Source organism: Microbacterium sp. Leaf436, from assembly GCF_001424715.1.
In the GTDB taxonomy this organism is placed as follows: Bacteria; Actinomycetota; Actinomycetes; order Actinomycetales; family Microbacteriaceae; genus Microbacterium.
The window spans coordinates 513,305-529,640 of the sequence record NZ_LMRB01000001.1 but is presented as its reverse complement, the minus strand read 5'-3'; the positions used below and the strand labels follow the sequence as shown (position 1 = coordinate 529,640).

General features: G+C 66.7%; 28 protein-coding genes. 3 read left to right on the top strand and 25 right to left on the bottom strand.

Annotated elements, in window-relative coordinates:
* Positions 1–7 precede the first annotated feature (7 nt).
* The 24 genes from ASG45_RS02520 to ASG45_RS15800 all read right to left on the bottom strand — a co-directional run bounded on the left by ASG45_RS02520 (position 8) and on the right by ASG45_RS15800 (position 14,451).
* On the bottom strand, positions 8–232 hold the full coding sequence (locus ASG45_RS02520; protein ID WP_055832673.1) for a hypothetical protein: 225 nt from the start codon (positions 230–232) through the stop codon (positions 8–10).
* Between the two features lie 11 nt (positions 233–243).
* A complete protein-coding gene (locus ASG45_RS02515; RefSeq protein ID WP_055832672.1) occupies positions 244–1,623 on the bottom strand; it encodes a terminase large subunit domain-containing protein in 1,380 nt (459 codons plus the stop codon).
* Positions 1,624–1,732: 109 nt separating this feature from the next.
* Positions 1,733–2,203: a hypothetical protein gene (locus ASG45_RS16065; RefSeq protein WP_156459336.1), complete on the bottom strand. Its 471-nt coding sequence runs from the start codon at positions 2,201–2,203 to the stop codon at positions 1,733–1,735.
* Positions 2,204–2,322: 119 nt separating this feature from the next.
* Positions 2,323–2,619, bottom strand: coding sequence for an HNH endonuclease (locus ASG45_RS02505; RefSeq protein ID WP_055832670.1), 297 nt, complete (start codon positions 2,617–2,619; stop codon positions 2,323–2,325).
* 109 nt (positions 2,620–2,728) lie between these two features.
* Positions 2,729–2,941, bottom strand: coding sequence for a hypothetical protein (locus ASG45_RS02500; protein ID WP_055832669.1), 213 nt, complete (start codon positions 2,939–2,941; stop codon positions 2,729–2,731).
* A 487-nt stretch (positions 2,942–3,428) separates the two neighbouring features.
* Positions 3,429–4,061 carry a DUF7341 domain-containing protein gene (locus ASG45_RS02495; protein WP_055832667.1) on the bottom strand — a complete coding sequence of 211 codons (633 nt, stop codon included), beginning with the start codon at positions 4,059–4,061 and terminating at the stop codon, positions 3,429–3,431.
* Positions 4,062–4,146: 85 nt separating this feature from the next.
* Positions 4,147–4,668, bottom strand: coding sequence for an ASCH domain-containing protein (locus ASG45_RS02490; RefSeq protein WP_200943381.1), 522 nt, complete (start codon positions 4,666–4,668; stop codon positions 4,147–4,149).
* A 16-nt stretch (positions 4,669–4,684) separates the two neighbouring features.
* A complete protein-coding gene (locus tag ASG45_RS02485) occupies positions 4,685–5,032 on the bottom strand; it encodes a MazG-like family protein (RefSeq protein ID WP_055832663.1) in 348 nt (115 codons plus the stop codon).
* 145 nt (positions 5,033–5,177) lie between these two features.
* Positions 5,178–5,642, bottom strand: a complete 465-nt coding sequence (locus ASG45_RS02480; protein WP_055832661.1) for a single-stranded DNA-binding protein — start codon at positions 5,640–5,642, stop codon at positions 5,178–5,180.
* 776 nt (positions 5,643–6,418) lie between these two features.
* On the bottom strand, positions 6,419–7,063 hold the full coding sequence (locus ASG45_RS02475) for a hypothetical protein (RefSeq protein WP_156459335.1): 645 nt from the start codon (positions 7,061–7,063) through the stop codon (positions 6,419–6,421).
* A gap of 336 nt (positions 7,064–7,399) precedes the next feature.
* On the bottom strand, positions 7,400–8,260 hold the full coding sequence (locus tag ASG45_RS02470; protein WP_156459334.1) for a hypothetical protein: 861 nt from the start codon (positions 8,258–8,260) through the stop codon (positions 7,400–7,402).
* Entirely contained in the window at positions 8,257–8,571 is a 315-nt protein-coding gene (locus ASG45_RS02465) for an HNH endonuclease (RefSeq protein WP_055832656.1), read from the bottom strand. The genes ASG45_RS02470 and ASG45_RS02465 overlap by 4 nt, the downstream gene beginning before the upstream one ends.
* Positions 8,568–9,125 carry a hypothetical protein gene (locus ASG45_RS02460; protein ID WP_156459333.1) on the bottom strand — a complete coding sequence of 186 codons (558 nt, stop codon included), beginning with the start codon at positions 9,123–9,125 and terminating at the stop codon, positions 8,568–8,570. The genes ASG45_RS02465 and ASG45_RS02460 overlap by 4 nt, the downstream gene beginning before the upstream one ends.
* Positions 9,122–9,433 (bottom strand): DUF4406 domain-containing protein, encoded by a 312-nt coding sequence (locus ASG45_RS02455; protein WP_055832653.1) that lies wholly within the window; start codon positions 9,431–9,433, stop codon positions 9,122–9,124. Before ASG45_RS02455 ends, ASG45_RS02460 begins: the two co-directional genes overlap by 4 nt.
* Positions 9,430–10,053: a hypothetical protein gene (locus tag ASG45_RS02450; RefSeq protein WP_055832651.1), complete on the bottom strand. Its 624-nt coding sequence runs from the start codon at positions 10,051–10,053 to the stop codon at positions 9,430–9,432. Before ASG45_RS02450 ends, ASG45_RS02455 begins: the two co-directional genes overlap by 4 nt.
* The gene (locus tag ASG45_RS02445; protein WP_055832649.1) at positions 10,050–10,904 is read right to left on the bottom strand and encodes a PD-(D/E)XK nuclease-like domain-containing protein; all 855 of its coding nucleotides are present in this window, start codon (positions 10,902–10,904) and stop codon (positions 10,050–10,052) included. The genes ASG45_RS02450 and ASG45_RS02445 overlap by 4 nt, the downstream gene beginning before the upstream one ends.
* Positions 10,901–11,449, bottom strand: a complete 549-nt coding sequence (locus ASG45_RS02440) for a DNA polymerase III subunit beta family protein (protein ID WP_055832647.1) — start codon at positions 11,447–11,449, stop codon at positions 10,901–10,903. The genes ASG45_RS02445 and ASG45_RS02440 overlap by 4 nt, the downstream gene beginning before the upstream one ends.
* On the bottom strand, positions 11,449–11,631 hold the full coding sequence (locus tag ASG45_RS16360; protein WP_055832645.1) for a hypothetical protein: 183 nt from the start codon (positions 11,629–11,631) through the stop codon (positions 11,449–11,451). Before ASG45_RS16360 ends, ASG45_RS02440 begins: the two co-directional genes overlap by 1 nt.
* Positions 11,628–11,930, bottom strand: a complete 303-nt coding sequence (locus ASG45_RS02430; protein ID WP_156459332.1) for a hypothetical protein — start codon at positions 11,928–11,930, stop codon at positions 11,628–11,630. Before ASG45_RS02430 ends, ASG45_RS16360 begins: the two co-directional genes overlap by 4 nt.
* On the bottom strand, positions 11,927–12,349 hold the full coding sequence (locus ASG45_RS02425; RefSeq protein WP_055832641.1) for a hypothetical protein: 423 nt from the start codon (positions 12,347–12,349) through the stop codon (positions 11,927–11,929). The genes ASG45_RS02430 and ASG45_RS02425 overlap by 4 nt, the downstream gene beginning before the upstream one ends.
* Positions 12,350–12,732: 383 nt before the next feature.
* A complete protein-coding gene (locus ASG45_RS02420) occupies positions 12,733–12,975 on the bottom strand; it encodes a hypothetical protein (RefSeq protein ID WP_055832639.1) in 243 nt (80 codons plus the stop codon).
* A complete protein-coding gene (locus ASG45_RS02415; protein WP_055832638.1) occupies positions 12,972–13,556 on the bottom strand; it encodes a hypothetical protein in 585 nt (194 codons plus the stop codon). The genes ASG45_RS02420 and ASG45_RS02415 overlap by 4 nt, the downstream gene beginning before the upstream one ends.
* Positions 13,553–13,708 carry a hypothetical protein gene (locus ASG45_RS16060; protein WP_156459331.1) on the bottom strand — a complete coding sequence of 52 codons (156 nt, stop codon included), beginning with the start codon at positions 13,706–13,708 and terminating at the stop codon, positions 13,553–13,555. Before ASG45_RS16060 ends, ASG45_RS02415 begins: the two co-directional genes overlap by 4 nt.
* On the bottom strand, positions 13,705–14,451 hold the full coding sequence (locus tag ASG45_RS15800) for a phage antirepressor KilAC domain-containing protein (protein ID WP_156459330.1): 747 nt from the start codon (positions 14,449–14,451) through the stop codon (positions 13,705–13,707). Before ASG45_RS15800 ends, ASG45_RS16060 begins: the two co-directional genes overlap by 4 nt.
* A gap of 74 nt (positions 14,452–14,525) precedes the next feature.
* Here ASG45_RS15800 and ASG45_RS02405 point away from each other — a divergent pair, with 74 nt between their 5' ends.
* Positions 14,526–14,786, top strand: coding sequence for a hypothetical protein (locus ASG45_RS02405; RefSeq protein WP_055832636.1), 261 nt, complete (start codon positions 14,526–14,528; stop codon positions 14,784–14,786).
* A 104-nt stretch (positions 14,787–14,890) separates the two neighbouring features.
* Here the strand turns inward: ASG45_RS02405 and ASG45_RS02400 are convergent, their stop codons facing one another.
* On the bottom strand, positions 14,891–15,229 hold the full coding sequence (locus ASG45_RS02400; protein ID WP_156459329.1) for a hypothetical protein: 339 nt from the start codon (positions 15,227–15,229) through the stop codon (positions 14,891–14,893).
* Between the two features lie 80 nt (positions 15,230–15,309).
* On the opposite strand from ASG45_RS02400, the gene ASG45_RS16355 reads away from it, so the two are divergent.
* Positions 15,310–15,690, top strand: a complete 381-nt coding sequence (locus ASG45_RS16355) for a hypothetical protein (protein ID WP_162242829.1) — start codon at positions 15,310–15,312, stop codon at positions 15,688–15,690.
* Positions 15,648–16,139: an ImmA/IrrE family metallo-endopeptidase gene (locus tag ASG45_RS16695; RefSeq protein WP_268772944.1), complete on the top strand. Its 492-nt coding sequence runs from the start codon at positions 15,648–15,650 to the stop codon at positions 16,137–16,139. The genes ASG45_RS16355 and ASG45_RS16695 overlap by 43 nt, the downstream gene beginning before the upstream one ends.
* Positions 16,140–16,336 lie beyond the last annotated feature (197 nt).

The window sequence follows — 16,336 nt, the reverse complement described above, 5'->3', positions numbered from 1 at the left end:
GCACCTCCTAGGTGGTCAGGGTCTGCAGGTACTTGACGCCCAGTCGGGGCAGCCAGAGGTGCCCGTCAACGTCGAGGCGGTCGCCGTTGCTGGCGAGGGAGACGACGTCGGCGAGGATGATGTGACGGTCGTCGACGTCGATGAGGACACCTTCGAAGGTCTCCTCGGTGTCGAGGGTGGCGATGTACCGCTTGCGGATCATCGAGCGGATGAGGCGGTCGGGTCGGGCCATTGGGTGTCCTCCTAGACGGTGGTCAGGCCCCGCTCCTCGTAGATCGAGGGGCCGTCGCCGGGGTTCTTCAGCAGCCAGTGCGCACCGGCCACACCCCACAGCGGCGAAGCGTCGCCGGGCGAGTTCTTCGCGTCCACGACGTAGCCGCCGCCGAGTGACTTCATGACCGCGGTATTGGCGGCGATGTCGAGCAGAGGCTGGTTGCGGTGCTTGATCTTGCCGAGGTTCACCCCGTCGAGCAGGAGACCGGTGGCGCGTCCGAGGTCTGCGCCGCCCCAGTCGGTGACGTCGATGCCGGCGTCGGTGAACTCAGTGATGAGCGAGGACACCGGCGCACCCTTGGTCTGGAACGTGATCCCGGCCGGGGTGAAGGTGCGCTCGGGGCTCTGCAGCCATTCGACGATCCAGTCGGTCCCGGGGCGGGACTTCATGATGCCGACGTGCACGAGGCCGTCTTCGCGGTACGTCGCAAACGCGATGTGCGCGTAGCTGCGGTCGTGGGACACCTCGATGCAGAGGTAGACGTCGCCGCCGTCCTTGCGCTTCGAGAACCGGTCGAACCCATCGGCCCACTTGCCCGCCTGGAACGGCCCGCCGACGGAGGAGTCAACGAAGAGGTTCGCGACCTCGGACTCGAACACGGGTCGCGGGTCGCTGATCCAGTACGCCCGGAGGTTCTCCTCGGGCAGGTTGTAGTTCAGCGACGGATTGGAGTACGCCCACGCCTCGGGGGTGTCCAGCGGCATGCCCGGCGGCGGGGACCACCAGAACAGCCCGATCGTGGTGTCTTTGTCGTCGGCTTCGATGGCGTCCATGCCCTGCTTGTGCAGGAACCGTTGCACCACCGCGGACGTGTCGCCGGCGTTGGCCGCGGCGATGAGCTGCGACCGCCGGCGTGCGGCGGTGGTCTTGGACAGCGCCGACCACGCCGAGAAGTTCTTGTGCTTGAGGATCTCGTCCACGAACACGAGGTCGAAGGTGAGGCCGCGGCCGCCGTTCTCGGCGGAGTCGACCCAGTACCGCTGCCCGTCCTTGAGCTCGAACCACAGCTCGCCATTGATCGAGTTCGTCTTGCCGCGCTCACGCTTTAGCCGCGGGATCGCGTCGATGATCTTCTGCGCGTGCTCGTACGTCTTCTTCGCCGTCGCCAGCTTCTGCGCGACACCGATGACGATCGCATCGCCGTCGACGTACATGCGGAACAGGATCAGCAGCGCCGCGATGAACGTCTTGCCGTTCTGGCGGGCCACCCACAGCAGCACCGTCTTGAACCGGTAGGAGCCATCGGGGTTCAGCTCGAGCGCGTGGATAAGGAACCACCGCTGCCACGGGTTCAGCTTCGGCGCGAGCTCACGGTGACGCGTGTCCTTCAGCGCCTCGTGCAACTGCATCGCAAAGATGATCGCCGCGTAGCCAGCGGAGGTCTGCGGATTCAGCGGACGCCGCGGCGGGGTGAACACACGGGGCGCCATGTGCCCCAGGACCCGCCGCGGCCGAGCGCTACGCCTTCTTGCGGGCTGGGCGCCGCTGGGGCGCTTCCGGGTCGTCGTCGATGTCATCCACGCCTCCGGTGTAGAAGGAGCGGCGGAGCTCGTCCAGCTCGTCACGCTCGATGGGCTTCGAGGCCGCGACGAGGCGGTCCATCGTCTCCTCGTAGCGCTGCGCGATCGCCGACCGCTGCGCGATCGCGTCGGAGTCGAGATCTCGGGCCAGAGTCACCAGCAGGGCGATATGCGGCTGCGCCGAGGGCGGCACCGCCAGCGACTCGACGAACGCGAGCGCCGCCACCTCATTCGACAGACGCGGCGAAGATGTCCCGGCTTCTGTCCCACCCGATGTCCCGCCAGCGTCCCGACCAGCAGGACCGATTCGGGGCAACGCCTCGAGCTGAGCTTTTTCCTTGGCGGCCTGGCGTTGCTTCGCCTTGCGCTCACGCTCACGGCGGCGCTTCTCGTCGGGCGTCATGGCCATTCTGACCACCTCCCGGGGGGTGGGACACGGGACACGAGCCCGCGGAGGGGGACAGGTCACACCCGGTGGACTGACGGCGCCCTAGTGGTAGGGATTCGGACACCCCTACCCCTCGGTAGTCACCAGACTTCGGAGGGGTCGCCGAGACCGGGACGGGATGAGCCCGAGCCTTTCGCGCGGTTACAGCGCAGATGCTCAGGCTGACCGTTTGCGGGATCGTCGGCTAGCTCGGGGTACGCCTTCACGGACTTGATGTGCCCGTACTCGAAGGCATCCTTGTGACCGCGCGGGAGGGTGGTGTCGATCTTCTCGCCACACTCAGCGCAGGGCAGGTCATGCTCGGCTACCGCGGCCTTGAGGTTGGCGCGGTTCTTGCGGTGAGCAGCCGTGGTGCGGCCCGGTACTCCGGCCGCCATCAGTCGCTCCCTCGCACGACGGTGTCCCCATCCTCATCAGACAAGTCCGCCATCAACACGTCACAACACACACCCCATGAAGGCTCACCACACACACCACAGCGAGGCATCAGCGGCAGTCATCCGAGTCGAACCCACACGGGCAGGGCTTGCCGTTCACGCTGCACGGATAGCCGCTTTCGGTTACGACGACCGGCGAAGCGAGTTCCCAGCGGATGCGGCCGCCCTCGCCTGCCATGCCATGCATGCCCTCGTGCCCAGCGTCGAGGTCGCAGTCGACCGAATCGAAGTCGATGACCACCGCCGCGTCGCAGGTGCCCATGTCACTCCCCGTTCCCGAACAGCCACCACAACAGGCGACAGAACGACCGCCGCCCGAACAGGACAGCAGAAGCACCAGCCATCGCACACGCGGTGCAGAGCAGGGCGAGTCTCATGTGCGGCTCCCTCGCCGGCTCTTGCGGTAGGGGTGCTCGAGGTCGTCACACCCGAGCACCCCACCCATCACGTCTGCGTCTCACACGCACGGCAAGGCTCCACATGCAGAAGGTGGTGCACCACGCGGGCCCGCAGTAGATGTCGGGGCCGGCGTCGCGCCGCTCGTGCGTCAAATGACAGCATGCGGCGAATGAGACGAGATCCCACCCGGGGCACCGGGCGAGAAAGGTAAAGGCGGGGACGGCCCGCTCCGGCGATCCCCGCCTGTCAGAAACGGCGGAAGCCCCGGCCGCTTGAGCGACTGGGGCTTCCGGTTTTCACCAACCCGATTTTGGGCGGACTGGTGGAAGGCACTTCATTATTGCATACGATCAGCCGACCTTCTCGTTCAGTTCATCGGCGAGTTCCACGACCGCGTCATGGTCCTGCCACACCGCCTGACAGAACCGGCAGCGGGCGATCTCATCCGCCATCACCCCGTCCGTGTTGAGCCGGTAGCGGACCTCGATCGGCCACGTGTCGCCGCCGTTGATCGCATCCCCGTAGCCGGTCGTCCCGCAGACGGGGCACGGTGCGGTGATAGTGAAGGATCGGGGCGGGTTCAGGTGATCCCGGATGAGGTTCGCCCACCCGGTGAGCATCCGCACATGCCACGCGTCGTCCCGGTCTCTCTCCGCCAGGCGGGACGCATACCACCGACGCAGCGCCACCACGGGATCTTTGTGCGGGGCGACGCCGGCGATCAGGCACCAGTCCTTGATCTGCGACGTCATCTTCGCGTACTCGAACAGGGCATCGAGGTCCAGTGGCGCACGGGTCGACGCAGACGATGCCGACGATGTATCCCGATTCGACGAGGGCGTGACTGCGTCATGCATCCGCTGCAACAGGCACGGGTGCTTCACCGTGTGCGCCTTCAACCAACGGCCGTCATCGTTCTTCTGGGCGATGTGCTCATGCTGCTCCTGAGTGAGCGCATCCACCGCATCGAGCAGATCCATCATGCGTTCTCCCCCACCTTCGTCGCTCTGTCGCATGTCGCCCAGTGCACATCCCTCACAGTGCACCCACGAACACATACCCGGTCGCTCATGCGTCCCCACCGATCTGCGCGAGGATGCGCCCGGTCGTGTCTTCGTCGAGGCGGCGGAGGCCGAGGGCGCCGGTATATGGGATCGGCTCGGACAGGGGTCGCGGGTTCGTCAGTGTGAGGTGAAGCGAGTCCGGGTGTGCCCACTTGGAGCAGGGACCGAACGGCTTCTGGGGCTGGTAGCAGGAACGGACAGCCTTGAACCTGTCCTCCTCCGTGTTGTGCCCCTCGTGCACGTCCACTAGGTCGACGACGCCGATGATGTGCCCGCCGTGGCGCGCTCCGCCAGCAATCAGATGCCGCACCTCCTGGGCGGTGTGCAGGTACACCTCTTGCAGTGCAGCTTCGCGTTCGTTCCAGGAGCCGACGTTGTGTGCCACGTGAATGGCTACGGGGCCGCGGTAGGTTCCCGCGATGTTTCGTACGCGGTTCTCCACGTCCTTCCCCCCGTGGATAATCGCCCATGCCCACGGCTGACGAACGGTCAGGATCCTCATCTCAGAACGGGGTGTCGTCTCCATAGCTCCCCTCCCCCGATCAGACATGACCCGTCTTCCCCACCACGCCCGCGCGCTCCGCGACGCGCACGATCTTGCCGTCGAGCTCACCCAGCGCGCGTCCCTGGTGCCCGTCGATGTGCTCGTAAGCGCCGAGGGCCGTGATAGCCACGTCCAGCAGTTCGTCGAGCACCTTCTCGAAGGTGTTCGTCACGCCCTTGCGCGGGTTGGCGCCGAGCGCCCCGATAGTTGCGGTGACGACCTCGCCGGATTCCTCGGTGAGCTTGATCAGACGGTGCAGGGTCAGGGCCTCGGGATCGCGATCGGCATTCCCAGCGTCGATCCATTGGCTGAGGGCGACCAGCGCCGCCTGGCTGAGTTCGGTCATTTCGGGCTCCTGTCGGTGTTGCTGTCCAGTGCTCTCTGCCGTTCGGCCGCCCAATGCGTCACGTCGTCTTGGAAGCCGAGAATGCTGGCGAGCCGGATTAGCTCGTCGTACTGCGCGAGTGTGTACTCGCCCTGCCACGTAGCCATCAGAACGGCGTCTCGTCGCTCGGGGTGGACCACGCATCGGAGTCACCCGGCTGCGCCGACGCCCACTGTTCGGTCTGCGCGGGCTGCCCGCCACGGTTGGACGCTGCACGCGTCACCGTCGCCGTCGCATACCGCAGGGAGGGGCCGATCTCGTCGACCTCGAGCTCCATCGCCGTCCGGTTCTGCCCCTCACGGTCCTGGTAGGTACGCTGCTTCAACCGGCCCGTCGCGATCACACGGGAACCCTTCACCAGCGACCCGGCGACGTGCTCCGCGAACTCACGCCACACCGACGCACGGAGGAAAAGGGCATCCCCGTCCTTCCACTCATTCGCCTGACGATCAAACGTCCGCGGGGTCGACGCGATGGTGAAGTTCGCCACCGCCAGCCCGTTCTGCGTGTACCTGATTTCCGGATCAGCCGTGAGGTTCCCCACGACGGTCAGAACTGTCTCTCCGGTCACTTCTTCTCCTTGCTGCTGCGTGCACGGTCGCGAGCTCGCTCGCACTCGATGCACTTCCTGGTCTCGGTGTTGGTCTTCCGCTGCACCCGGGTGTTCTCGGGCGTGTACTCATGGCCGCGAGGGCAGTGCGTCTTGCGTGCGTTCGAGTTGTGCGAGCGGTTCACGTTCTCCGCGGACGTGCGCCGCCGGTGATGGCTTGGGTTGCAGCAAACGCGGTGCAGGCACGGTCCCGGCGCACATCCCGAGTTGTTGTGGCACTCGTGGTCAACGTGCTGAGAAGGGTCGGCGAGGTCGATGACGCCGGCAAGATGCGCCGCGAACCGATGGGCGCTCACCGTCTGCGGGTACCCCGACGTTCGAGATGGGTGGAATACCCCGTATCCGGTCTTAGCGTTCACCGCGGCCGTCCACGGCCAGCACGACTCGGCACCGCCCGTGCGATCCACCTTCGACCAGAACGCCTCTACCTGCTCAGGCGGTCGAATAGGAGCGCTCACGTCTTCACCTCAATCCCCTGCCATGCACGGTGGGCGCGTCCCTTCCGCCACCCCAGCTCGCGACGCGCCTGCTGGACCCGGCACTCTTCGCAGGCACAGCGGTGGCGCTGGTAGCAGTTACTCGATGCCCCGTGGGGGTGATTCGTGGGGCACGTCGGGCGGGGCCCACGACTCATCGACGTGGGTGACTCGGCGTGCAGCCGCCGGCGGTACAGGGCCGACGTGTTGTACTGCGCCGTCACCCGGTACAGGAACTCCGCGAACGCGAGCTCCGGGTCTTCACCACGCCTCCGTGTCATTGGATCGCTCCCACTGCTCGACGCGTTTCGCGTACCGCTGCTCGGTGAGCCACAGGTCGTGACGTCTTCGTGCCGTGCCGCAGGCGCCGCAGTCGAGGGTGAACCGGTTGTGCGGATGCTCCGGGCACCCAATCGGAGGAGCGTCCAACAGCAGGGGCCTCTCCGGCGGTGCGACACCCTCCTGCTCCACCGCCCACGACGCCCACAACCCCGCACGCTCCGCACCCTCGGCCTGCACACGCTCCCGCGCCCGCTCCCCCGCTCCCCCCATAGCCATGAAGACTCCGGAAGACTCCGGAACAGGCGGTGCGGGATGCTCCGACACGGTCGGGCGTTGCGTCACCAACGGTCTCGACAAAGCGAACCACGTCGCCCCCGCCACCGTGTAGATCGTCAGGAACCCGGCCTCGTCGAGCATCAGCATCCACGTCTCCACCTCCGACGCGGTGATCGCCGGATCCCCCGGGAACGCTGCCCCCGCGATCAACTCCGGTCTCAACTCCGACCGGCCCTCGTCGTCCACCAGCCCCCAGAGGCACATCCCCGTCAACCGGGCCATGTACGACGGCACCTTCAGCAGGCTCGCGTCCGTCCAATGCGACGGCCGGACCTGCCGGATTCTCACCCTGTTCATTCCCTCGTGCGAACCCTTCGAAAATCAGATCGACCGCAAGTTCCAGGTGATGCTCAGCGACTGTGAAGCACTCCGTGAAACCTCGGCCCATGAACAGCAGCCCCTTGGCCTCGTCCTCCGTGCGGAACGCGCGCGGGAACCACTTCGCCAGCTCGGCCAGCGCCTCCCGCTCCCACGTGGCATCCGTGCCACGCGCCAGGAGAATCACCAGACCACCGGAGCGGGTCATCATCTCCACCCGGTGCGACTTCCACGCCCGACCCACCTTCAGCACGCCGGCTTCGGGCCACCAGATCGCGTAGGTCATCGCGTACTCAGGCATGACACTCATGACTGGTCCCCCGGGATTGCGAGCTCCGCGAGCTCCGACTCAATCCGTCGGCGCATCCCGGTGAGCTTCTCCATGAGCGACCCGAACTCGCTGAGCGTGCCGACTTGCTTCACCGCGCGGTCGAGTCGGGCAATCATGTCGGCGGTGCGCCGTGCGACGACGGCGTGGTCGAGTGCAGCGGCGACGATGGTCGCGGTCTCCGGCCGGGCGTATCGGTACAACTCACCGACACGGGCTTCCCGAAGCCCACGTATCAGGTCCTGTGCGAGCTCCCGCTCGTAACCGAGCTCGCCCAGTGCACTCAGCTTTGAATATGCGTCGTGGTAGCGCTCGCTCCAGGCGCCCGCATCAGCCTTCGCGCGCTCGGCACGCTCCTCAGCCGCAGCAATGCGCGCCTCTGCGTCGTCGCCGGCGAAGAACATCCGCGCCAGGACGGTCGCGAGCGCGTCCGCCGCATCGTCGGGTCTCAGCTCAGGCGCCGGGCGAACGATGGTCATGCTGCGACGGCGGCGGCCCGACGGTGGCGCCATGATGCCCCAGCGGTCCGGAATTGTCAGGCCGTCCACAAGAGACGGGTCTGCGACTACCAGCCACCACTGCGAGCAGTAGCGGGCCCACGCGTCCGCCTTGGTCGGGTCGGCCAGCTCTTGCACAACGTCTGCACGCGAGACCTTCACCTCGTGCCCGACGATGCGGCCCCGCTCCTGACTCGTCAGCGGCAGCCAGATCAGGTCTGCACGACGTGAGCTATTCGGAGCCGTGAGCTCCGGCGCGAAGTACCCGCCTGCCGGCTTGCTGGGGGCGATGTAATGCCCGTGCAGCAGCTCGACCATCTCTTTCGCAGTCCGGCCGCTCATGCTGCGGTCTCCCATCCGCCGGCGTCATCAAGACGCACCCACCCGAACAACGCATGACGAACACGCACCACACGGGGGTTGTCCCACGACTTCAACAGGAACCCCGACTCGGGTTCCTTGTAGCCCTTGTCGTGGACGAGGTTGTGACACGTGCGGCACAGGTGCACGAGGTTCGCCGGGGCGTGGTCGCCGTGGCGGCGCAGCTTCCGGTGATGGATGTCCGTCGCCGCCTGCAGTCCGCACTTCTCGCACCGACCCTTCGACCGGGACTGCACCGCCGGACGAGCCTTCGCCATCGGATCGCGGGTCATGACGCGTCACCTCCGCCCGCTTTGGCTACCTCGGCCGCTCGACGCACAAGCTGCGCCTCATCCCTGCAGTCGGCCGCGATGTCCTGCACCTGCTCGAGCGAGAGGGTGCTGTCGAGCCACACCTTGGTGACCATGCCGGCGAGGTGCGCGGACCGGTCGGCTCGGCGCTTCTGCATGCTGACCGCATACCAAAGGTCATCGCGCGCTTCGATGGCGGATGCCTCTTGCGAGCAGTAGCCGTCCTGGCAGATGCAGGCGTACCCGACCACCGCCGCCATGCACAGCAGCGCGTCAGCCTCGTCACTCCATCGGTGCACGCCGTCCTCCGCGTCCGGGTCCTCGGGCACGTCATGCCCGCAGCTCCCCGCGTACGCGTACAGCGGGTCGGTCTTCTTGTGGTTCGCGCACGCGTTGCGCAGGTCGACACGAAGCTGGGCCCACTCGGTCTCGGTGAGCGGCAGCGTCAGGTCATCCTTGCGGCGCTCCCACGCCAACATTTCTTCGACTTTCCTCAGCTGCACCGTGGCAGGAGAGAACTCACCAGGCTTGGTCATGCCTGCACCGCCGTCCAGAGCTCGAGCGGCGCCACACGCATACCGAGGGTCGCCCCCACCGTTGCCTCGAGCCGTGCGCCTCCCGACTTCTCCCACTCCGGGAGGAGCGCGACGCCGTCGCAGGTGATGAGCTGCGCGAGGCCTGCCCGGAGCCACCCGTGGTAGTCGTCCGGCGTGGGGTTGACGTTCTCGGACGGGTCTTCGACGTCGAATCCGTGGGCTCGGAGCTCGGACGCAGCAGCGCGGAAGGCTGGGTAGTTGAGCTCGGGCAGTCCGGTCATGGGCCCGGCGACGTAGATGCGGGTCATGCTGCACCTCCGTGGAGGCGCGGGATGTGAGCGGACGGCGGGCGCGGCACGGGCCCGGCGGGCGCCGGTTCCCACGGGAGGGCGGCGACGGCCGCGTCGACCTCAGCGGCCTGCTCGGGGGTTACCGGCGGTGCGGGCTCCCCCTCAGCCGGCTCCGTCGGGACAGGGCGGGGGACGCGGGGCTTGCCCATGTCGAACCGGTCACCGATGACATCGGGGTAAGCGCGGGCGAGGGCTGCGCGGAGGACGTACGACTCGAATCTCTCGGTCTGGTTCTCGAGCCAGATGTCCATCCAGCGGCGGCCGGTGTCGGTGAGGGCTTCCTCCCCGGGGAGGGCTTCGACCCAGCGGCGGATGACGATCGTTTCCACCCCGTCACGGCGCACGGTCGCTCGGGCGCCGGCGGGGGGTTCCTCGTTCAGCCACAGGGGCACCCACGTCTCACCGTCGGCGGTGAACTCGACCGGGTCGATCTCGAGGCGCGCCCCCGTGGACAGGGCGACGCGGGTGTACTCGGCGAGTGTCTGGGCGACGTCATCCACCGGGATCGGTGCGGCGGGGGTGACGGTGCGGCGGATGCGCGACGGACGATCGTCGGTCGGCAAGGCGATGTCGGTCATGCTGCGCTCTCTTCCGAATCCTGGTGGTCGTAGATGGCCCACATCGGGGGGCGGGCGATCTGAATCTCACCCGGGTAACCGGGCCACACACCCGTCTCCGTGCCGATGGCGAACAGTTCCCGGGCACGCTTCGCGCGGGCGCTCCCGATCTCACGGAAGTCCTGGTCGAGGACGATCACCGCGGTGAGGAACGGGGGTTCCTTCTCGACGACGACGAACGCGAACGCGTCGTACTCGATCCCCTCGAACCCGGCGGTGTCCTCGTAGTGGGCGTCCTGGACGTGGTAGCCGTGGTCGGCGACGGTCTTCGCGAACGCGACCGGGGTGGCCTCGGCGCGGTCTGTCTTCAGGTCGACGGCGACACGACGCCCCCCACCGGTGGGGAGCAGGTCGAACCGGCACCGGCAGTCCGCACCCGTCACCGGGTCGGTGCCGAACACGGACGCCTCACGAAGCCCCTCCTGCTCGAGCAGCAGCCGGGCCATCGGATTCGACAGGATTGCCTCCGCCATCGCATCCACGTGGGCGATCTCGTGCGCCTTCAACGGGGTGACACCGTTGGCGCGGGCGTTCGCGATGAACTCGCGCGCCGCGTCCGTCCCCGTCGTGCCCGTCTTCGACAACACCGACGCGGGAATCTCAACCGTCCCCGCACCCACACCCAGCACCTTCGAATGCACCGCCGTGCCCGCGTCATACGCCTTCTTGTGCGGCGACGGGTGCGACAGGAAATACTCGAACTTCGCCGGCGCCTTCAGCAGCTGCCGTGCACCGGTCGACGACAGGGCAGGGTGTGCGTGGTACACCTCCTCGTCCAGGTTGGGGACGAGACCGGACAGCACGGCGCTCATGCCTGTTCACCTGTGGGCTGCAGGATGGCCTCGGCCACGCCGGAACGGATGTAGACCGGTCCGAGGCGGTCGTTCTCGCCCTTGGTGAACTTGATGTGAGCTGCTCTCACGCCGTCGCTGATCGCGGAGACAGAGGCGAGGTAGTCGGTGCGCAGGTTTCCTTCGACCGGCTCGGTCTCAGCGTCTCGCGCCTTCACGATGAGGCGGATCACGGGCGGGAACCGATCCTCCGTGAAGCGCATCCGCACGACGGGCGTGTAGGGGCTGCGGCTCCGGGAGAAGACTCCAGCGTTCTTCGTGATCCACGTGAGCGCCTGGCGCGGGACGATGACGTCGAGCTCCTTGGGCACCCGGTCATTGGGGCGGACGATGACGGTGTGGGCTCGGTATCGGTCGGAGCTTGTGACGCGAAGCTGCCCGTCTTCCATCGAGAAGTGCGCACCAGTGAGGACCGGCGTGATGTCGTCGCGGGACACCGCGGGGAGAACTGCGCTCGCGATGTAGCGGGCGACGTGGGCATCAAGGGTGATGGTCTTGGCGCTCATTAAGCGGCCTTTCTGGGGAGGTTGTTGAGGGTGGTGGTCCACCGCATGCCGTGGTTCGTGGTCGACAACGCTTCGAGCTGCACGGCCTTCGTCTTCGCGTTGAGGGCGGTGATCTTCCACCGGGTGGAACCGGAGACGAGGGCATCCCCCACCGCCCACACGGGCTTCGTTTTGACGGTCATGCGGGGCGCCTTTCGTTGCGGCACGCGCACGTGCGGCGGTTGCAGAGGAACCCGTACCCGTGCGGCTCATGCGCACACGACGGGCAGGAACGAACGATGTACTTCGGGTCCGGTTCGGTGCACACCTCACGGCGGAGCTCGTCACGCTCACCTGCGACACGGATGAGCAGGTCGACCTCTTCGTGGCCGAGGGTGTACTTGTCGCGGCGGGCGACCGTCAGCCACCACTCGCGAAGGTGGGAGAGGATGCCGGCGTCACGCTCGGCATCCGTGGACTCACGGAACACCTCGACAGTCACGAGCGGGCCCACCGCGCGGCTTCGAGCGCGGCGCGCATAGCCTCACGCGGTTCGAAGCGGAGCATTGCGTCCCAGAAGACATGCGCTGCACGGTCCACCTCGGCGTCGGTGACCGTCCCACGCGGGCGGACCTCGAACGCAGAGAGGATGCGGTCAGCAGCCTCGAAGTAGCCATCCAGGTGCGAGTGTCCGTCCGCCGTCGCAATGGCCCACTCACGGTCATCGAGGCCGGTCAGGATTTTCGCCAGCGCTTCGCGTACGCCGTCCGCGGGCGGGGTGGACAGGGCCGCGACCAGTTCCTCAAGTGCGGTCTGCACGCGAGCCGGGAGCGTCGACGACTGGCACGCGCACCATCCCTCTTGATGGAGCGTGGTCAGCTCTGCGAGCACCTGCTTCGCGTTCTCGAGCGCGGCGCTCATGACGCCACCCGCTCACGAACTTCAGCGGGAATGGACGCCTGGAAGTGCTGGGAGCGGAGCCACCGACGCGGGTGACGTTCCGCGTTGTGAGAGTGCGCCCACCGTTGCGCCCGAAGGAACGACGGGGACATGATCCGCTCGAACAGGCGAGGCGTGTAAGTGACCCGACATGCGGGGCAGTGGGCGAACCCGTTCACCTCAGCAGCGATCTCCCGGTCAGGGTTCGCGATCAGGTACGGGCTGGTGTTGCGGGTGAGGGACCAGATGACGCGCTGCGGGCGTTCCCGGCGGGGCGGTCTGGGGGTGCGAACGGGTCGCGGAAAGATCTGCACGATGTGCCCTTCGTGAAGGAAATGAAAAGAGGTGAGTGACGCTTCTGGGCGTCAGGGGGTGGGTGGGGTGATCCGCTCCACGTCGAGAGAACCCAACGCATCCGGATGATCCGGGGCCACCCAGTCGAAGAACGGGCCCGCACCGCGCAGCGCGACCACGGTCAGGGCGACCCCAGTCACCCCGGCGACCACGAACGCCACACCCGGGACCACCGCCAGCAGGACGATGAACCCCACCAGGGCGCCCATCCCCGCCACGACCACCAGGTACGGGCGGAACACGGGAGCAGTCACGACGACACCTCCGGCCAGATGCGGCGACCAGCGGTGATGAGCGGCCAATCGAAGTTGACGGCGGTAGTCCCCGTGTTCGGCATCACCGGCGTGAAGTACCCGTTCATCGACTTCGACGGGTAGAACGCCGCAGGTTTTTCACCCTCAAGCGTCAGTTCCCACACCTCGCCGGGCTTGGCGTCGTGCCACGGCTTCGGCTCCGGGTGAGCATCGAAGTAGGCCCGGGCGGCGAACTCACCCCACCCGATGGAACCCACCGGGTCTTCGAGGTGACGACTCGCAATGCGGTCCGGTGTCTTTTTCGGTCCCGCTTCGTCCACGACCACGGCGTACCCGTCCTCGATGTACACGACGTAGTTGGGGTTCTCGGGCCAGCGCCACCGGCCCAACCGTTCGTCAGCCTCCGCCTGGAAGAACTCACGCAGAGCCTCGAGGCCCTTCTCGGATGCGGTGGCGTGCAGCTCGGGAGTGAATCCGACTTGGTCCACCTCGTTTGGGACAGTGCCGTGCAGGTACTTGTCGCCTCCTAGGTCGGTGGTGATGCGAATCTCGATGCCGTTGGATGCGGTGAAGTCGTTCACGACGCCACCCCCGCACGTACCGCGTCGGCCGCGATCTCGCGACTGCTCTTGCCGCACCCACCGCAGCGCTGCGCCGCGGCTCGCTCAAACTCTTCGATGGCGCGGGCGAGATCCTTCTCCCACTGCGCGGGTTCCATCAGCGGCTCACTCACGACGCCACCTCCACGAAGCGGCCGGCGTACCGGTTGACGAAGTACGCCTGACCCTTGCCCGTCACCTTCGGGGTCTTCGAGATGGTGACGTGCCCGTCACTGTGCGTGACAGCGGTTTCCTTCACCCGGAACAGCCCGAGCTCCATCGACCGCTGAGTGGGCATGTTCCAGTCGGTTCCGCGGCGGCGGATGAGGAACCCGTCCGCGCGGAGCATGTCGAACAGGCGGTTCGCGCCGACCGGGATGCCGTTGCCGCGGAGGATCTTCGCGAGGTCGCCGACGAGGATGTCCGTGTCGGCGGTGGCGACCGCGTCAGCGAACAGCACCTTGGGGGCGTCCTGGGCGACCTTCGCCTGCAGGGCTTCACGCTGCTCCACCTCGGCCGCGTACGCACGGAGAGCTTCGGGGAGCGTCTGCGGCACTGCCATCGCGGCGAGCTTGCGACCCATCTCGAAGAACGTGCGGACGAGTACCTTCTTGAACTCCCGCACCTGGGGGGTGTTCCGCTGGAACGTCATCAGCAGAGTCGCCTGCTGCTCGTTCAGGAGGGCGAAGCGGACGGTGGAGTTGTTGTAGCCAGGTCGCGTTTCAAACGCGACCTGTCCGAACTCGGCCAGATCCTCGATGTTCGACAGGACCAGCTCGAGGACGTTCTTGTGCTGCACACCCGAGCCGCCGGCGACGGCCTCGGACGAGACGCGCATCTCGCCATCGCGTTCGATGACCTGCACGACGGCGGTCATGATGCCACCGCCCACAGAGCTACGGCAGCGACAGCAGCGGCGGTCAGGACACGGCGGGCGATACGCTTCCGACCATGGCTGTCCAACTGCACTACTACGGATCCGTTTTCGACCTTGACCCGGCCAACCCGGACGACTTCTGGGTCGACTACCTGCATGAGCGCATGGGCGCGATCGACGCCGACGACGCTGACGGGGTGCGAGGTTTCGTCGTTGCCCTCGTCGGAGACCGTCAGGCGCACATCCCCTACGAGGCGGGTGACCGAGTCGTCATCGTCACGCCCCGCACCGTGAGCGTCGGTAAGCCGTCCGAGCCAGAACCTACTCAGGGCTGACTCGTACGCCTTCTCCGCGTCAGCGTGGCGGCGACGGTCACGGCACGGTCCGCACATGGTCGCGGTCCCGAACGGGTGCACCGCGCAGAACGGGGACGGGGCGGTCATGATGCCACCGCCCCGGCGATGGTCTTACGCCGTGCGCGGGCGGGCTGCTCCCACGCGTCGACAGGGAGCGCAGCCTCGACCTCATCGGTTCTGACGTGGGAGACATCGGCAGCGAGATCGTTGAGCCGCTGGGGAGTCATCTCGAGGAACGCGGACACCTTCTCGATGTCCGACGACTTCCAGTCGAGCTGACCGTTGATTCTGCCGTAGGCGGTGGGAAGCGAGCACCCGAGCACAGCGGCGAGATCCTTCTTGTCGACGCGACGCTTCGCGAACTCGGCTCTCACCGCCGACGCGATGGCCCGACTGTAGTCGGTGGCGGTAATTGCTGACATGCCCCCAAGGTAAGCGGTAATTACCGCCACGTCAAGCGTCGTTGTCGTTAAATGGCGACAGGTCGCTACGATGATGTCTCGTGGGTAAGACATCGCACGCGACACCAGGCCAATACGCCAACGAACTCGGCAACTACTTGCGGCACCTTCTGGCTGCCAATGGCAAGGAGGACCGTTCTGGCCGCTGGCTTGAAGCCGTGACCTCCGGGGCTCGCAAGCGCGACTATTGGGCAGGTCTCGTCAAGGGCGATCGCGAGATGACCAGCAACGATGTCGACGTCATCACCAAGGCATTCGGCTTGCCCACCCCATTCGACTACGTCCGCTTTGCGCACGAGCTGGCCGAAACCGGCATCGCACCGACGTTCAATGTCGGAACCCACGCCGAGGATTACGAGATCAGCGAAGACCCGGGCGAATACGGACTGGCAGCAAAGAAGCGGCCGACCCCCGGGAGCTAGACACCCCGGGGGGCGACATCAAGGAGCTACTGTCCATCGCAGCGGGCTACGGTCTCCGCGTCCATGGCGCACACCTCGACGGCGACAAGATCGGCGCCTACGCCCCCGAGCTCGACCGCATCTACTTCGACTTGTCGCTTTCCCAGGCCGAACGCCGGTCTGTCATCGCCCACGAGATCGGCCACCACATCCACGGCCACCTCTGCGACTCCACCGGCAACGAGTGGCAGGCGGACACCTACGCCGCGGCGCTGCTCGTCGAGCCCGAGTGGTACGCCCACCTCGAGCGCATCAACCACGACGCCGAGTGGATAGCCGAGGAGATGCACGTCGCACCTTGGACCATCACGGACTATCGGCGTTACTGCCTGCAACGCCTCGCCCACGTCACGTACGCACGCCCAAGGATGGGCGCCGGCCAGTGGGACTACAGCGCGCGGACCGTGTAGGCCGGGCCTACAGGCAATGACGGTAATTACAGGCACGCCTTTGTTTCCGGGATGTCTTACGACGTCGCGCCGACGTCTGTAATTGTCGCCACACCTGTGCAACTATGGTCTGAAACCGCGTGATTCTGCGGCTAGATAGGTCATGCGGCTGACCGAAGCGTACTGATTCGATTCCCGTCAGCCCCTCCATGTGTGAC